We start from the raw sequence: 15,214 nt of genomic DNA on the forward strand, positions 1-15,214 counted from the left end.
GGAATAAAAAACGCCACCCTTTTGAAAAAGAGTGGCGCGAGTGACGGGGCTCGAACCCGCGACCTCCGGCGTGACAGGCCGGCGCTCTAACCAACTGAGCTACACCCGCAGTCTTCAGCTTTTCTGGAAAAGCGTCGTTCCCTTGGGATGGCGTCTATCTAGCGGGATACGGTGTTGTTGGCAATAGAGAAATATCACTTTTTTACGTTTTTCTTCATGAAAATTCCATTTCAGGGGGCGTGTATGAAAACGGCCCCCTCTGGCCCTGCCGAGAGCCAGAGCTGATGATGGATCAGCCAGTCGGCTCCGAGGAGCATGTCGGCCTGTTCATGCAGGGAAGTGACGGTGAGGACCGGGTGCAGCTGGGTCTGCCCGCCAAGGGTGAGGCGGTTGAAACGGTGCCAGTGATAGCGGTGTTCCCTGTCGCCAATGCCTGCGCTGGTCCCGCCGGGGTCCCGGTCCAGCTGCTCTTTCGTGATGCCGAGCCTGTGGACGAAGTCCCGGCTGATGATGTGGGAGCGGGCCCCGCTGTCGATCAGCGCCAGCCCTTTCTGACCATCCAGCGTGAAGGGGATGAAGAACCGGTTGCGGATGCGTTGGGCGACAAGCCGCTGCCCCGGTGTGGACCAGAAAGGCGGCTGGCGGCAGAGGAGGGACCCGGTATGGATGTCCCACAGGCTGAGCCGGTGATGGGGCAGGTCGAGGTCCAGATCATAATGGCCGAGCAGGTCCATGCCGATCAGCCCCAGCACGGGGGGCTGTATGGCGGGGAATCCCGGCAGGGTGCCCAAAGGCAGGACAGGATGGTGATAGGTGAGCTGTCCAAGCGTGATGGTCGTCAGCTGGATGGTCGGCACTACATGCCCCCGTCCGTCCGGCCCGGAGATGATGGTGGCATCTTCCTCATTGGGGGTGAGATGCAGGTGGGTGATGGCATCTGGTGTCAGCAGGCTGCCCTCGGACCCTGTATCCACGATCATGGAGAGGGAATGGCCATGAATCTGCGCCACGGTCGTCAGGTAATAGCCTGTTTCCTTGAGGGGCAGCGTGGTGATGTGGGTCTGGCGGCAGGCCGGTTCGGGGCTGGAGGCCAGAGCCGCAGAAGACGCCATGAAGGAACTGCCAAATGCCAGAATGATGCCGGTGAGGAAAGGGAGGAAACGGGAAGCGTGCGTCGTCATGGGATGATGGGTCTGTCCGAAGAGGTCGGCAATGAAAGGTCAGTCTGGATCAGGAAGGAGCTGTCAACGGTCGGCCCGGGGATGGGCCTTCTGCCAGACCTCCATGAGGTGATGCTCGTCTGCCAGCGTGTATATCTGTGTGCTGGACAGGCTGGCATGACCCAGAAGTTCCTGAATCGCTCGCAGGTCTGCTCCATTCTGGAGCAGGTGGGAGGCGAAGGCATGGCGCAGGGCGTGGGGGGTGGCAGAATCGGGCAGTCCTTCCATCAGGCGCCATTGCCGCATGGCCCGTTGGGCCACACCCGGATTGAGGCGTCCACCCCGTACGCCGCAGAAAAGCGGTGCACTGGCATGGGGTGAGGGATGGACGGCCAGCCAGCGTCCCAGAGCATCCCGGACGGCGGGCAGGACAGGCACGGCTCTTTCCTTCCCTCCCTTGCCTGTGACAAACAGAATGTCATCGCTGATCCGCTCCACGTCACCGACATTGAGGGACAGTCCCTCGCTGATGCGCAGGCCCGTGCCATATAGCAGGGTGAACAGGGCGGCATCCCGCAGGGCAAAATGGCCATCGGCTGTCTGGTCGGCAATACCGTCCGGGGCCGTGCGTGCGGTTTCCGGCGTCAGAGGGCGGGGGAGGCGGGTTTTCAGCCGGGGGCTGCGCAGGAGGGTGAGGGCCGGATTGGTGATGCGGTGTTCTTTTTCCAGATAGCGGTAAAAGGCCCGCAGAGCGGAGATGCGGCGGGCCCGGCTGCGGGCGTGGCCATCTGGCGTGTGACGGCTGCCAGGATGGAGGCGGGCCATCTTTTCGGCCCGGTTCGTTTCATGGGCCAGCCATGAGCGGAAATCAGCCAGTGTCAGCTTGCCCAGTGCTTCCAGCGGCAGGTCCCCACCAAAGTGGCGGCTGAAGAAACCGAGAGCGAGGGAGACATCGTGCAGATAGGCTGTCCGTGTGGCCTTGCTGGCTCTTTTCTCATGGGTCAGCCAGTCCTGCCAGGCCGTGAGGGCCTCATGGGCCGTATGAATGGTCATGGCGCTGGAGGGGGGGCTTCCAAATGGAAGGCGCATGGTATTTCCCTGCCGGAGAGGTTAGGATGAAGACATGGCAGAAAACAGCCTCCCTCCCCATAGCAGGAGAATGGAAGCCGGTCATCGTCTTTCCGTTCTGGTGCCCCGTCCCTTCGATGGCCCGCTGGATTATCGGTCCGACAGGCTTCTGGCACCGGGAACGCTGGTGCGTGTGCCGCTGGGGCGGCAGGAGCTGACAGGTTGTGTGTGGGACGGCGAGCCAGCCCATCTTCCTGTCGATTTCCGTCCGGTCTCCAGAGGGAAAACGTTCGCTTTTGCAAAACTGCGTCCCATCTCGGCCGTGCTGGAACATGTACCGCCCCTCCCGGATGATCTCCGCCAGTTCATCGACTGGGTGGCGGCCTATGGCCTGAGTGCGCCGGGCATGGTGCTGGCCATTGCCCTGCGGGTTCCGGCGCAGGCGGGCAGCATGAAACCCCTCATGGGCTGGATGCGGAAACCCGGCCCCCTGCCGGACACGCTGCGTCTGACCCCGGCCCGCAGGGCCGTTCTGGAGGCTCTGGAACAGGGTGGTCCCGGCACCACGGCGATGCTGGCGGCGCAGAGCGGGGCCAGTGCGGCGGTGATCCGGGGTCTGGCCAATGCAGGGGTGCTGGAAGAGTGCCTCATGGAGGTACCATCCCCTGCCGGACAGGCGGACCCGGACCATGCCCCGCCGACCCTTTCCGCAGAGCAGGCCGAGGCGGCGGAGGCTCTGGTGGCCGGCGTGGAGGAGCGGACCTTCAATGTCACGCTGCTGGAGGGGGTGACGGGGTCCGGCAAGACGGAGGTCTATTTCGAGGCTGTGGCAGCGTGCCTGAGGCAGGGCAGGCAGGTACTGGTGCTGCTGCCGGAGATCGTCCTGACGGCCCAGTGGACGGACCGTTTTGAACGGCGCTTCGGCATCCGGCCTGCCGTCTGGCATTCCGAGCTGGGGCAGAAGACACGGCGGGAGACATGGTGCGCCATTGCCGAGGGACGGCAGCAGGTTGTCGTGGGGGCACGCTCTGCCCTGTTCCTGCCTTTTGCCCGTCTCGGGCTTGTGGTGGTCGATGAGGAACACGAGAACACCTACAAGCAGGAAGAAGGCGTTCTCTATCACGGGCGGGACATGGCCATCGTGCGGGCGAGGCTGGTGCAGGGGGCGGTCATTCTCGTCTCCGCCACACCGTCCATGGAGACGCTCGTCAATGTGCAGAAGGGGCGCTTCCGTCATGAGGTGCTGGAGGCCCGGCATGGAACGGCCCAGATGCCGGAGATCACCCTGATCGACATGAAGGAGCATGGCCCGGAGCGGGGGCAGTTTCTATCCCCTCTGCTCTGTGAGAGCATTGAAGAGCGGATGAAGGCCGGGGAGCAGAGCATGCTGTTTCTGAACCGGCGTGGCTATGCGCCGATGACGTTGTGCCGTGCCTGTGGGCACCGCCTGCAATGTCCTCATTGTTCGGCGTGGATGGTGGAGCACAGGCGCCGCCGGATTCTGGCCTGTCATCACTGTGAATACACCCAGCCACTTGTCAGTGCCTGTCCATCCTGCGGGGCGCAGGACAGTCTCGTGCCGATCGGCCCGGGGGTGGAGCGCATTCATGAGGAGGCACAGGCCCGCTTCCCGGATGCACGGCTGCTGAGCATGGCCTCCGACACGCTGACCTCGCCCACGGCCATGGAAGAGGCCGTGCGGAAAATCGCCAGCAGGGAGGTGGACCTCATCATTGGCACGCAGGTCGTGGCCAAGGGCTGGCACTTCCCGGACCTGACACTGGTCGGGGTGGTGGATGCGGACCTCGGGCTGGGTGGGGGTGACTTGCGGGCGGCGGAACGGACCATGCAGCTGCTGCATCAGGTGGCGGGGCGTGCAGGGCGTGGGACAAAGCCGGGGCAGGTTATGTTGCAGAGCTATGCGGGCGATCACCCGGTGATGAAGGCCCTGCTGGCCAATGACTTCATCAGCTTCATGGAGCAGGAGGCTGCCCAGCGTCGTCCGGGATTCTGGCCTCCTTACGGGCGTCTTGCTGCCGTGATCGTCAGTGCGCCGAAGGAGCGGCAGGCGGAGGAGCTGGCCCGCCTGCTGGCCATGCACGCCCCACGGGGGGAGGGGATTCAGGTTCTGGGGCCGGCTCCGGCCCCTCTGGCCCTGTTGCGGGACCGCTACCGTTACCGTCTTCTCCTGCGGACCCGGCGGGACATCGCCCTTCAGCCCCTGCTGAGGCGGTGGCTGGACGGTGCGCCCCGCAAGAATGATGCCCGCATCGACGTGGACGTGGACCCGGTGTCTTTCATGTAACCGGGAAAGGTCAGTCCGGGATGCCGTTGGCCTGCTGTTCCAGCTGCCGGTAGCGTTTCTGTCCGTCCGGGAGCAGGGGGGCGTGTGTCAGGGCCTCGGTATAGGCATGGAGGGCCTGATGGGGATGATGGAGATGTTCCTGCGTGTGGGCCAGAATGTCCCAGCTCTGGGCATCGCCAGGGTCATGCACCAGCGCCACCTGAAGGTCCTGCACGGCTCCTGTCAGATCATTGCCGAGAAAGCGGACGGCAGCCCGCTGGCGGCGGAGGAAGGCGTTGTCGGGCTGGAGGGTCAGAGCCGCGGAGAGGTCTTTTTCAGCGTCACCTGTATGGCCCTGTTTGAGTTCAGCCTGTGCCTCGCTGAGCAGGATGCGGCCACTGTTCTTGACACTGTAGAGGCGCAGCGTGTCAGCCTTTTTCATCAGGCTGTGGGCCTTCTGGTCATCCTGTTCGCTGGCAATGGCCTGCTCGGTCTGTTCCAGCTTTTCTTTCAGGCTCGGGCTGTGCGGCTTTGGGGGCGGTGGAACATGAAGGCTGTTTTTGGAGTCGGGTGCGGGTATTGCTGCATGGGGCTGGCCCTGCACTGGCTTGTGGGCCGGAGCGGTGGCTGCCATGGCCGCTGGCCCTGCACTGTAGAGTAGACAGGCCGCCGCCATAAAAAAAGCCCCCAGCCGAAAAGCGGGAGGCCTCAGCCCCCCGGAGGGGGCTTCACGCTTCAGAGCATGAAAGACAGGGTGGCGCAGCGGAGCCGTGGACATGCCGCACCGTCCCATCCGTCTGTCAGCTCAGCCCTGACGGGCCTTCATGCGCGGGTTCTGCTTGTTGATGACATACACGCGGCCGCGACGACGCACGACACGGCAGTTCTTGTCACGAACCTTGGCGGACTTCAGGCTGTTACGGATCTTCATGATGTTCAGGCTCCCCGACAGAAAAGACAGGCCTGCCTGCCCTTCCGGACAGCGGCTCTCATAATGCAGGGCTGAGACGCCCGCGAAACTTGGCGTCCGCATACCCTGTCCTTTGGGGGTGAGTCAAGGTTGTGGCGGCCAAAACCCCATTTCTTCCTGATCCTTTTCAGATTATGTTGCCCGGCATGAGCCAGTTTCCATCTTTTCGTCCTTCATGTTTCCGCAAGCTCGTGCCGGTTCTTTTCCTGGGGAGCCTCTGTCTGGCCAGCCAGGCCTGGGCAGGGGGGGCGGCCCGAACGGATGATGACGACCCAGCCGTGAATGCCAAGGGCGTCGTGGTGAACAATATCCTTGCTGTTCTGCGGGTCAGCCCGAATTCGGCGGGCAACCAGTGCCTGAAGACCCTGGATGAGATGCGCAGGGTGCAGAAGCAGCTGGATGACGAGGAAACGGCCCAGCGCAGCTTCGATGTCGGTCTTCTACGGGATGTGCTGGAATCGGACATGGAGAGCGTGATTGCCAGCTGCGGCCGGGATGCACGCACGGCCTGTGGGGGTGGGGTTGCCGGGCAGAATGCACGGCTGGGCAAGATATGTAACCAGCTCTCTGAACTCGATTCGGAAGATCAGGGCGACGATCTCCAGTAAGTGGGCGGGACCGCCAGGAAAAAGCCCCTGTTCCGTAAAAGGAGCAGGGGCTTTTCTTTCAGGAGGTCAGTTTTCTGCCTGTTTCAGGCTCCAGAGGGCGAAGGCCTGCACGAGAGCCACTTCCTTCAGGCGGGCAAAGCGCCCCGAAGACCCACCATGCCCTGCCTCCATGTTGATCTGGCAGAGGAAGGGCCCCCCCCGTGCCTCTTCCCGCAGGCGGGCGATCCATTTGGCAGGCTCCCAGTAGGTTACCCGTGGGTCGGACAACCCTCCCAGGGCCAGAATGGCCGGGTAGGAGACGGGGCGGATATTGTCATAGGGAGAATAGCTGGCGATGAGGTCGTAAGCCTCCGGGTCCGTCAGCGGGTTACCCCATTCCGGCCATTCCGGCGGCGTAAGCGGCAGGGAGACGTCCGACATGGTGTTCAGCATGTCCACGAACGGTACCTGTGCGGCGATACCGGCAAACAGCTCCGGTGCCATGTTGGCAACGGCTCCCATCAGCAGCCCGCCTGCCGAGCCCCCATGCGCCACGATGCGGCGGGGGGCGGTGTAGCCTTCGGCAATCAGGTGCCGGGCACAGCTGATGAAGTCGGTGAAGCTGTTGGTTTTCTTGGTCGCCCGCCCTTCAAGGAACCAGTTCCAGCCCTTTTCACTGCCACCCCGCACGTGGGCCGTGGCATGGATCACGCCACGGTCCACGAGGCTGAGGGCGGTGGTGGAGAAGCTGGCCTCCATGGAGATGCCGTAGGAACCATAGCCGTACAGCAGCATGGGATTCTGCCCATCCAGCTTCGTCCCCTTCTTCATCAGGAGGGTGACGGGCACCATGGCGCCATCATCAGCCCGGGCGAACAGGCGGCGTGTTTCATAGGCGGCAGGGTCGTGGCCCGAGGGAACCTCCCGCACCTTGCGGAGGTTTTTCTCCCCTGTCCGCATGTCATAATCATACCAGTGCGCCGGGGTCGTGGGGGACTGGTAGATGTAGCGCAGGAAGGGCTGGTCATATTCCAGCACGCCCAGCAGGCTGAGCGTATAGGCGGGTTCGTCCATGCTGATATGGCGGGCATGGCGGCGGATGTCGCCCCTGTCGGCGTCCTCACGGCTGAGGGTGAAGATTTCCGTATTGCCGTTGCGCCGCTCCAGCCAGGCCAGATGGTCCTTCCCGGCACTGACACCGAGGAGGAAATGGCCTTCCTCATGGGGCAGGAACTCCTGCCAGTGGGCACGGTCCGGCGTGGCTTCCGGGGCCGTCATCAGCTTGAAGTCCACGGCCCCGCCTGCGTTGGTCAGGACGATGAAGCGGTCCTGCCAGTGGGTCAGGCTGTAGCGTTCCCCCCGCACCAGCGGTGCAGCGACTTTGGGCATGGCCGTCGGGTCTGAGGCGGGGATGAGCAGGGTCTCGTTCGTGTCATGGTCACCCCTTTCAATGGCGATCCATTTCCGGGAGGCACTGACACCGATGCTGAGGAAGAAGCCGGGGTCGGTTTCGTCAAAGATGAGCGTGTCCTCATCACCCAGAAGCGGGCGGCGATAGATGCGGGAGGGGCGACCATTGTCGTCCCGGTAGATCCAGAAGAGATGCTGGCTGTCCGGGGAGAGGGTGAAGCTGCCCGTGCTGCTTTCCACGGCGGGGGCGCAGAGTTCACCCGTGGCAAGGTCCTTGACCTGAATCCGGTAGACTTCCGACCCCTGCACGTCCTCGGCATAGACGTAATAACGGTGGTCCTCTGTGTGGGCGGCCTGGGCGAGGCTGTAGAAGCTGTGCCGGGCGGCCAGTTCGTTCACGTCCAGCAGGATTTCTTCCGGTCCGTCGGCCTCGCTGGCCCCGGCCTTGCGGGGGCGGCGGACATGGAGCGGGTACTGGGCGTCCTTCTCGAAGCGCAGGCCGTACAGCCACGGCCCGTCAGGCAGCGGCACGGACTCTTCTGCCGGAGGAATGCGGCCGACCATCTCCTTGAAGAGGTCTTCCTGAAGCGGCACCGTTCCGGCGAGGACGGCCTCCGTATAGGCGTTTTCCTGTTTCAGATGGGAGCGTATGTCATCCCGCAGGACGGACGGGTCCCGCAGGACCTTCTGCCAGTTTTCGTCCTTCATCCATGCGTAGGAATCCGTACGGGTGCGGCCGAGCTGTTCCAGCACGACGGGATTGCGCCGGGCCACGGGGGCCTTGGGCAGGGCGGGAGCGGTGTGTTTGTCAGCAGTCATGGGGGAAGATGTGGCTGTTGATCGGCAGGGATTCAATGGTCCAGATGGAGACGTCATGAGGCGTCATAAAGAAAATGCCGCAGCCGGCCCGTCTGTTCCGGCTGAAGTGGCAGCGCCTGCGTCCCTATGGCGGCGACCGGGGTCAGGCTCAGGGCCGTGATGAGCCAGGCCCCCTGGAACTTGGGAATGTCGGCTTCCGTCAGGAGGCGTTCCGTGCAGAGACCGGCAGAGAGCAGGCGGCCCCGGGAGATTCCGGGCAGGATTCCGGCGGAGAGGGGTGGCGTGACGATCTGCCCATCCAGCAGGGCCAGAAAGCTGGCGGCTGTGGCTTCGGCAATCTCACCCTCGTGGGTGAGCCAGAGGGCATCATCGGCCCCTTTTTCCCGTGCTTCCATGCGGGCAAGGATGGCGGGCAGGGCGTTGAGGGACTTCACCCGGTTCAGCACGGCCTGCCTGTCCCGTCGCTGCGTGCTGACATGCAGCCGGACGGGGGGAGCGGACTGTTCTGACGGCGGGGCTGTCGTGATGAGCAGTGTGGTGTGTGGTCTGACAGGCGGAGCCAGCCCTCTTGGGCCGGGGCCTCGTGTGAGGGTCAGGCGGGCGGAACCATCCGTCAGGCTGTTGGCAGCCATCAGGTGGGGCAGGGCCTGTCGGATCGTGTCCCGTCCGGGAAAGGGCAGGCGCAGGGTATGGCAGCCATCTTCCAGCCGTGCCAGATGGGCTTCCAGCCGGGGGGCAGCTCCGTGGCGAAGCTGCATGGTTTCAAAAAGCCCATCACCCAGCAGAAAACCACGGTCCTGTGCCATGATGGCTGGACTGTCCGCCGGGAGCAGCTGGTCATTGAGCCAGAGAAAGGGGCAGGGTGTGGGTGCCATGCATCAGGCTCCATGGTCACGCAGGACGGCCAGCAGGGGAGCGGCCTTGAGGCACATTTCCTCATATTCCCGCTCTGGATGTGAAGGGTAGGTGATGCCCCCACCGGCTCCTACCTGCAAATGGCTGGCTGTGGCGCTGATGCTGCGGATGATGACGGAACTGTCCAGCGCACCATCCCAGCCCAGCCGGAAAAGCGTGCCGCAATAGGCTCCTCTGGCAGAAGACTCGACCTCATCAATGATCTGCATGGCCCGGTATTTCGGGGCTCCGGTGACGGAACCGGGGGGAATCGTGGCTGCCAGAAGGTCGGTGGCATCATGGTCCCTTTGAAGCTGCCCCGTCACGCTGGAGACGAGATGGTGAACGTGAGCGAACCGTTCCACGGCAAAAAGCTGCGGAACATTCACACTGCCCAGCTGACAGACCCTGCCGATGTCGTGGCGCATGAGGTCGGTGATCATCAGGTTCTCGGCCAGCTCTTTCTCATCCCTGTGGAGGGCCTCTTTCAGGGCGTCATTCTGCTGGGGATCATCACTGACGGGGCAGGTGCCCTTGATGGGCCGTGTCTCGATGCGTCCCTGACGGTCCAGTGAAAGAAAGCGTTCGACCGAGGCACTGAGCAGCGTGAAGTCCGGCGTGTGGAACCAGGCCCCGAAAGGGGCCGGGCAGCGAGTGCGGAGCTGATTGTAGAGGGCGTGCAGATCGAGCGTCTCCGGGCGGGGGGCGACCCAGCGCATTGTCAGGTTGGCCTGAAAGATGTCTCCGGCCGCAATGTACTCCTGCACGGTCCGGACGGCAGCCTGCCACGTGGCGGCATCCTGTTCGGCCACGGGAGTGAGAGACGGCCCCGGGTGGTCCGGTCTGGCCGTGGTGGCGGGCTGGCCCGGTGGTGGGGTGCCGTCCGCACTGGCCCACCAGAGCCTCTGCTCCCGCCTGTCGAAAATGAACAGGTCCCGGCAGGCCAGTGCTGTGAAGGCGGGGCAGCCCGTTGCGTGGCGGGAGGTGAGGCCCTCACGGGCCATGCCGGCCTCATAGCTGAGCAGGCCGATCACGCCGCCGGTGAAGGGAAGTTCCGGCAGATGGGGGGAAGGGCGGCCCGCCGGTGCATGGGCGGCCAGAAAGGCCCGCAGATGCTGCGGGAGATGGTGCATCTCCGCCAGGGGCAGGGTGAGCCGTCCGGCCGGACGGGGACAGAGGAAGCTCCAGCGATGCCGTTCCTGTTCTGCCGGGCCGCCGCTATCGAGAAAGACGGATGCGCCTCCCTCCCGGCAGAGGGGGAAGAGCCGCTCCGGGGGGCACCATGGCAGTTCCGTGATGTGGGGGGCAGGAAGAGGAGGAGAAAAAGGCATGGGGGAGGGGCGGGGTATCCGGTCACGTTGCAGCAGGGCGGGTGGGGAGGAACTAGGCACCTGAGGTAGAATGGGTTATGCTCGATCACTGACCATTTACAGAAAACTGGTGGACCTGTCTTGAGCGAGCCGCACGATATTTTGCCTTCCGACCGCCTCCCGGTGACGATTGAAGAGGAAATGCGTTCCTCCTATCTGGCCTATGCGATGTCGGTGATTGTTTCCCGTGCGCTGCCAGATGTGCGTGACGGCCTCAAGCCCGTGCACCGGCGTATCCTGTACGCCATGCGGGAGAGTGGTTTCACGGCGGACAAGCCCTACCGCAAGTCGGCCCGTGCGGTCGGTGACGTGATGGGTAAATATCACCCGCATGGTGACAGTTCCATTTACGACGCCATGGTGCGCATGGCGCAGTCCTGGTCCATGCGTGTGCGGCTGGTGGATGGGCAGGGCAATTTCGGGTCTGTCGATGGCGACAGTCCGGCGGCCATGCGCTACACCGAGGCCCGGCTGGCCAAATCTGCCTCCTTCCTGCTGGATGACATTGACCGGGATACGGTCGCCTTCCAGCCCAACTATGACGAGAGCGAGCAGGAGCCGCAGGTTCTTCCGGCTGCCTTCCCGAATCTTCTGGTCAATGGGGCGTCCGGCATTGCGGTGGGCATGGCCACCAACATCCCGCCCCACAATCCGGGCGAGGTGATCGATGCCGTTCTGGCCCTGATCGCCAACCCGGACATGACGCTGGAAGAGCTGATGCAGATCGTCCCGGGGCCGGATTTCCCGACCGGCGGGATCATCATGGGCCGTCGGGGCATCCGGCAGGCCTATGAGACGGGCCGTGGCTCCATCCCTGTCCGTGCCCGTGCCGAGATCGAGGAGATCCGCAAGGACCGCTTCGCCATCGTGGTGACGGAGATTCCATATCAGGTCAACAAGGCCACACTGCAGGAGAAGATTGCCGATCTCGTCCGCTCCAAGGACATTGAAGGCATTTCCGACATCCGGGATGAAAGTGACCGTTCCGGCATGCGGGTGGTGATCGAGCTGAAGCGTGACGCCACGCCGGAAGTGGTGCTGAACCAGCTTTACCGTTTCACCCAGCTTCAGACGAGCTTCAGCGTCAACATGCTGGCACTGGATGAAGGCCGCCCCCGCACCATGGGGCTGCGGGACGTGCTGGAGGCCTTCATCCGCTTCCGTGAGGATGTGATTCTCCGCCGTGCCCGTTTCGACCTGAACAAGGCGAGGGATCGGGGGCATCTGCTGGTCGGTCTGGTGCTGGCCGTGGCCAACATTGACGAGGTGATCGCCCTCATCCGTTCCGCCCCGGATGCCGCCACGGCCCGTGAGCAGCTCATGACACGCACATGGCCTGCCGCCGACGTGGAGCCGCTGCTGGAGCTGATCCATGATGAAGGCAATGTGATCGTCGATGGCCGTGTCCATCTGACAGAAGCGCAGGCCCGTGGGATTCTGGAGCTGCGCCTCCAGCGTCTGACCGGTCTGGAGCGTGAGAAGATTCAGGCGGAGCTGGCAGAGGTCAGTGCCCGCATCACGGAGCTTCTGGAGATCATTGGCAGCCATGTGCGCCGCATGGAGGTCATGCGGGACGAGCTTCAGGCCGCCCGTGCTGCTCTGGCTGACCCACGCTGCACGGAAATCTCCGATGCGCTGGGTGACCAGTCCGATGAGAGCCTGATCGAGCCGGGACAGATGGTGGTGACCATCACACGGGACGGTTTCATCAAGCGGACGCCGCTGGAGCTGTTCCGTTCGCAGAACCGTGGTGGCCGTGGCCGCACGGCAGCGGGGCGGCGAGGCGATGACATCGTCATCCGCAGCTTCAATGCCCATACCCACCAGTGGGTGCTGTTCTTCTCCTCGGGCGGGAAGGCCTACCGCATGAAGGTCTGGCACCTGCCGGAGGCAGCCCCGACGGCCAAGGGGCGGGCACTGGTCAACCTGCTGCCGGAGCTGGGCGAGGATACCATCACGGCCGTTCTGCCGCTGCCGCAGGATGAGGAGCTGTGGGATGACCTGCATCTCGTCTTTGCCACGGCGAGCGGGAACGTGCGGCGCAACCGCCTGAGCGACTTCCGCAACATCCGTTCTTCCGGTCTGATCGCCATGAAGCTGGATGAGAATGACCAGCTGATCGGCGTGGCAACATGCCGGGAGGGGCAGGACGTGTTCCTCGCCACCCGTAATGCCCGGGCCATCCGCTTCCAGATCACGGATGACGTGCTGCGTGTTTTCGCTGGCCGTGGCAGCACCGGTGTGCGGGGCATCCGCCTTGCTGACGGTGACCGGGTCGTTTCCCTAGCCGTGTTGAACCATGTCGAGGCCAGCGTGGAGGAGCGGGCTGCTTACCTCCGGGCTGCCAATGCCCATCGCCGTGTTCTGGCGGCCCAGCCCGGGGATGAGGGGCTGGAGGAAGAGATCGAGGATGGCAGCGAGCTGGCTTCCGATGAGGAAGGGCTTGAGGAGATTCTGGCTGACAGCCCGCTGAGCGAAGACCGTTATGCCGAGCTTGAGGCGCAGGAGCAGATCCTGCTCACCGTGACGGACACGGGCTTCGGGCGGCGGTCCTCTGCCTATGACTATCGTGTCTCCGGCCGTGGCGGGCAGGGCATCAACAACATGACCTTCTCCAACGCCCGCCGTGGGCGTGAGGTCGTGGGTACGCTCGTGACGCTGGATGGCACGGACGTGATGATGGTGACGGATACGGGCCGTCTCATCCGTCTGCCGGTCGAGCAGGTGCGTGTGATGTCCCGTCAGGCAGGGGGTGTGACGCTCTTCCGTGTGGATGGTGACGAGCGCATCATCAGCGTCTTCCCCGTGATGGAAGATGATGCGGACGATACCGCCGAGGGTGAGACCGAGGCTGATGGGGCGGACGGTGGAGACACCGGAGCTGCCCCGGCGGCTGATGCCGGTGGGACGGATGACTGACCGGCGCATCGGCTTCTATCCCGGCACGTTCGACCCGGTCACGTTCGGTCATCTGGACGTGATCGACCGGGCCGCGGCCCTGTTCGACCATGTCGTGGTCGGTGTGGCGATCAATGATGCCAAGGGGCCCCTTCTGGGTTTCGAGGAGCGACGGGAGCTGCTGGAGCAGGAAGTGGCCGCCCTGCCGCATAAGGACCGCATTTCCGTCACCGGGTTTGACACGCTTCTGGTGGATGCCGTGAGGCAGGCCGGGGCGGGCACGGTGATCCGTGGTCTGCGTTCTGCCGGGGATTTCGATTTCGAGACCCAGCTTTCCGGTGCGCTGCGGCGTCTGGCCCCGGAGATTGAAACGGTTTTTCTTCTGGCATCCGAGAGCCACCGTACGACGGCGAGCCGGATCGTGAAGGAAATTGCCCGTCTTGGGGGGGATATTTCCCCATTTGTCAGCCCCATGACCGCCCGCCTCGTGCGGGCAAAACTGACAGGAGAACAGACATGAGACGGCGACATTTCATGGCCGGTCTTGCAGCAGTTTCTGCCTTGACCGGTGGAACCCTGACACAGGCATGGGCCGGTGGTCAGGATGGTAACGATCAGCTCAGGGAGAGCACGACAATGACAGGTACGACAACAGGCAAGAAGCTGGTTCTGGAGCTGAAGGATGGCAAGGTGGTCATCGCCCTGCGTCCCGATCTGGCCCCCAAGGCTGTCGAGCGTCTGGAGACGCTGGCCAATGAGGGTTTCTATAACGGCGTGAAGTTCCATCGTGTGATCGAGGGCTTCATGGCACAGGGTGGTGACCCGACAGGCACGGGGACGGGCGGCAGCTCCTATCCTGACCTGCCGGCCGAGTTCAGCCAGACGGCCACCTTCGACCGTGGCACGCTGGGCATGGCCCGCACGATGGACCCGAACTCCGCCAACAGCCAGTTCTTCATCATGTTCGACCGTGTACCGTCCCTGGATGGCCAGTACACCATTGCCGGTCAGGTGATCGAGGGCATGGAGCATGTGGACAAGATCAAGCGTGGCTCCGGGGCTTCTGGCATGGTCCAGAATCCGGATCATATCATCAAGGCTTACATCGAGAACTGACATAACTGTCTGAAACCTGATGATTCTCCGTCCGCATGGTGGCGTGCCGTCCGGCGGATGAAGAAAATCGTGAGGGTGGTGTTTTCTGCGGCCTCCGGGGTTGACGCTCCCCGGGGGAGCAGGTAGATAGCCTCCTCAAGTGAACCGGTAGCTCAGTTGGTAGAGCATTCGACTTTTAATCGAATGGTCCTGGGTTCGAGTCCCAGCCGGTTCACCATGCTCGCAAGAGAGTGTGCCCAGATGGCGGAATTGGTAGACGCGCAGGCTTCAGGTGCCTGTGTCCGCAAGGACGTGGAAGTTCGAGTCTTCTTCTGGGCACCAGTCTTTTTTCCAGAAAATATAATATCCGGTAACAGAGTGCTTGATATGAAGCAGAATTACTGGTGTGGGCTGTTGTGAATATTTAACAGCTGATAAAAGAGCGGCCCCTTTATTTCATGCCCTTGCCTGTGTGCTGGTAGCGTGTGGGGCGGAAACACAAGCTGTCAGGCCAGGTTCCACATTGTAAGAGATGGCCCGAAAATGGCAGGAAACTGGCAAAAAAAGATAACAAAGGTATCGTGAGGGGCTTGCAATAATAGTTTTCCTTGTATATATGCTAGGTTTCCTTTATGAGGAAGGGTTTCTCTGAAAAGAGT

12 protein-coding genes and 3 tRNA genes are annotated in these 15,214 nt (G+C 63.1%); 7 read left to right on the forward strand and 8 right to left on the reverse strand.

Annotated elements, in window-relative coordinates; translation table 11 throughout:
* Nucleotides 1–32 precede the first annotated feature (32 nt).
* From ASO19_RS07680 to ASO19_RS07690, 3 genes are all read right to left on the reverse strand, one after another.
* Nucleotides 33–109: transfer RNA gene (locus ASO19_RS07680), tRNA-Asp, on the reverse strand.
* Between the two features lie 121 nt (nucleotides 110–230).
* Nucleotides 231–1,181 (reverse strand): retroviral-like aspartic protease family protein, encoded by a 951-nt coding sequence (locus ASO19_RS07685; protein WP_103765740.1) that lies wholly within the window; start codon nucleotides 1,179–1,181, stop codon nucleotides 231–233.
* 63 nt (nucleotides 1,182–1,244) lie between these two features.
* Complete coding sequence (locus ASO19_RS07690; RefSeq protein WP_232317260.1) at nucleotides 1,245–2,249, reverse strand: tyrosine recombinase XerC; 1,005 nt, start codon at nucleotides 2,247–2,249, stop codon at nucleotides 1,245–1,247.
* A gap of 34 nt (nucleotides 2,250–2,283) precedes the next feature.
* On the opposite strand from ASO19_RS07690, the gene ASO19_RS07695 reads away from it, so the two are divergent.
* Nucleotides 2,284–4,533 carry a primosomal protein N' gene (locus ASO19_RS07695; protein WP_103765741.1) on the forward strand — a complete coding sequence of 750 codons (2,250 nt, stop codon included), beginning with the start codon at nucleotides 2,284–2,286 and terminating at the stop codon, nucleotides 4,531–4,533.
* Nucleotides 4,534–4,543: 10 nt separating this feature from the next.
* Here the strand turns inward: ASO19_RS07695 and ASO19_RS07700 are convergent, their stop codons facing one another.
* Nucleotides 4,544–5,146, reverse strand: coding sequence for a hypothetical protein (locus tag ASO19_RS07700; RefSeq protein ID WP_143539967.1), 603 nt, complete (start codon nucleotides 5,144–5,146; stop codon nucleotides 4,544–4,546).
* Nucleotides 5,147–5,317: 171 nt separating this feature from the next.
* Complete coding sequence (gene ykgO, locus ASO19_RS07705; protein WP_043561915.1) at nucleotides 5,318–5,443, reverse strand: type B 50S ribosomal protein L36; 126 nt, start codon at nucleotides 5,441–5,443, stop codon at nucleotides 5,318–5,320.
* Between the two features lie 230 nt (nucleotides 5,444–5,673).
* Here ykgO and ASO19_RS07710 point away from each other — a divergent pair, with 230 nt between their 5' ends.
* The gene (locus ASO19_RS07710; protein WP_181005236.1) at nucleotides 5,674–6,090 is read left to right on the forward strand and encodes a hypothetical protein; all 417 of its coding nucleotides are present in this window, start codon (nucleotides 5,674–5,676) and stop codon (nucleotides 6,088–6,090) included.
* 66 nt (nucleotides 6,091–6,156) lie between these two features.
* Here the strand turns inward: ASO19_RS07710 and ASO19_RS07715 are convergent, their stop codons facing one another.
* Genes ASO19_RS07715 through ASO19_RS07725 form a run of 3 tightly spaced genes read right to left on the reverse strand, consistent with a single transcriptional unit; the run spans nucleotide 6,157 to nucleotide 10,583 of the window.
* Nucleotides 6,157–8,298 (reverse strand): S9 family peptidase, encoded by a 2,142-nt coding sequence (locus ASO19_RS07715; protein WP_103765744.1) that lies wholly within the window; start codon nucleotides 8,296–8,298, stop codon nucleotides 6,157–6,159.
* 53 nt (nucleotides 8,299–8,351) lie between these two features.
* Nucleotides 8,352–9,173: an aminotransferase class IV gene (locus ASO19_RS07720; RefSeq protein ID WP_103765745.1), complete on the reverse strand. Its 822-nt coding sequence runs from the start codon at nucleotides 9,171–9,173 to the stop codon at nucleotides 8,352–8,354.
* Nucleotides 9,174–9,176: 3 nt separating this feature from the next.
* A complete protein-coding gene (locus tag ASO19_RS07725; RefSeq protein ID WP_258036095.1) occupies nucleotides 9,177–10,583 on the reverse strand; it encodes an anthranilate synthase component I family protein in 1,407 nt (468 codons plus the stop codon).
* Nucleotides 10,584–10,703: 120 nt separating this feature from the next.
* Here ASO19_RS07725 and gyrA point away from each other — a divergent pair, with 120 nt between their 5' ends.
* The 5 genes from gyrA (at nucleotide 10,704) to ASO19_RS07750 (ending at nucleotide 14,897) form a co-directional block, all read left to right on the forward strand.
* Complete coding sequence (gene gyrA, locus ASO19_RS07730) at nucleotides 10,704–13,481, forward strand: DNA gyrase subunit A (RefSeq protein WP_081562510.1); 2,778 nt, start codon at nucleotides 10,704–10,706, stop codon at nucleotides 13,479–13,481.
* Nucleotides 13,474–13,980, forward strand: coding sequence for a pantetheine-phosphate adenylyltransferase (gene coaD, locus ASO19_RS07735; RefSeq protein WP_373364577.1), 507 nt, complete (start codon nucleotides 13,474–13,476; stop codon nucleotides 13,978–13,980). The genes gyrA and coaD overlap by 8 nt, the downstream gene beginning before the upstream one ends.
* A gap of 116 nt (nucleotides 13,981–14,096) precedes the next feature.
* Nucleotides 14,097–14,576, forward strand: a complete 480-nt coding sequence (locus ASO19_RS07740; RefSeq protein WP_043561902.1) for a peptidylprolyl isomerase — start codon at nucleotides 14,097–14,099, stop codon at nucleotides 14,574–14,576.
* A 141-nt stretch (nucleotides 14,577–14,717) separates the two neighbouring features.
* Nucleotides 14,718–14,793: transfer RNA gene (locus ASO19_RS07745), tRNA-Lys, on the forward strand.
* 17 nt (nucleotides 14,794–14,810) lie between these two features.
* Nucleotides 14,811–14,897: transfer RNA gene (locus tag ASO19_RS07750), tRNA-Leu, on the forward strand.
* The last annotated feature ends 317 nt before the right edge of the window (nucleotides 14,898–15,214 follow it).

Source organism: Parasaccharibacter apium (genome assembly GCF_002917995.1).
GTDB classification, from domain to species: Bacteria; Pseudomonadota; Alphaproteobacteria; order Acetobacterales; family Acetobacteraceae; genus Bombella; species Bombella apis.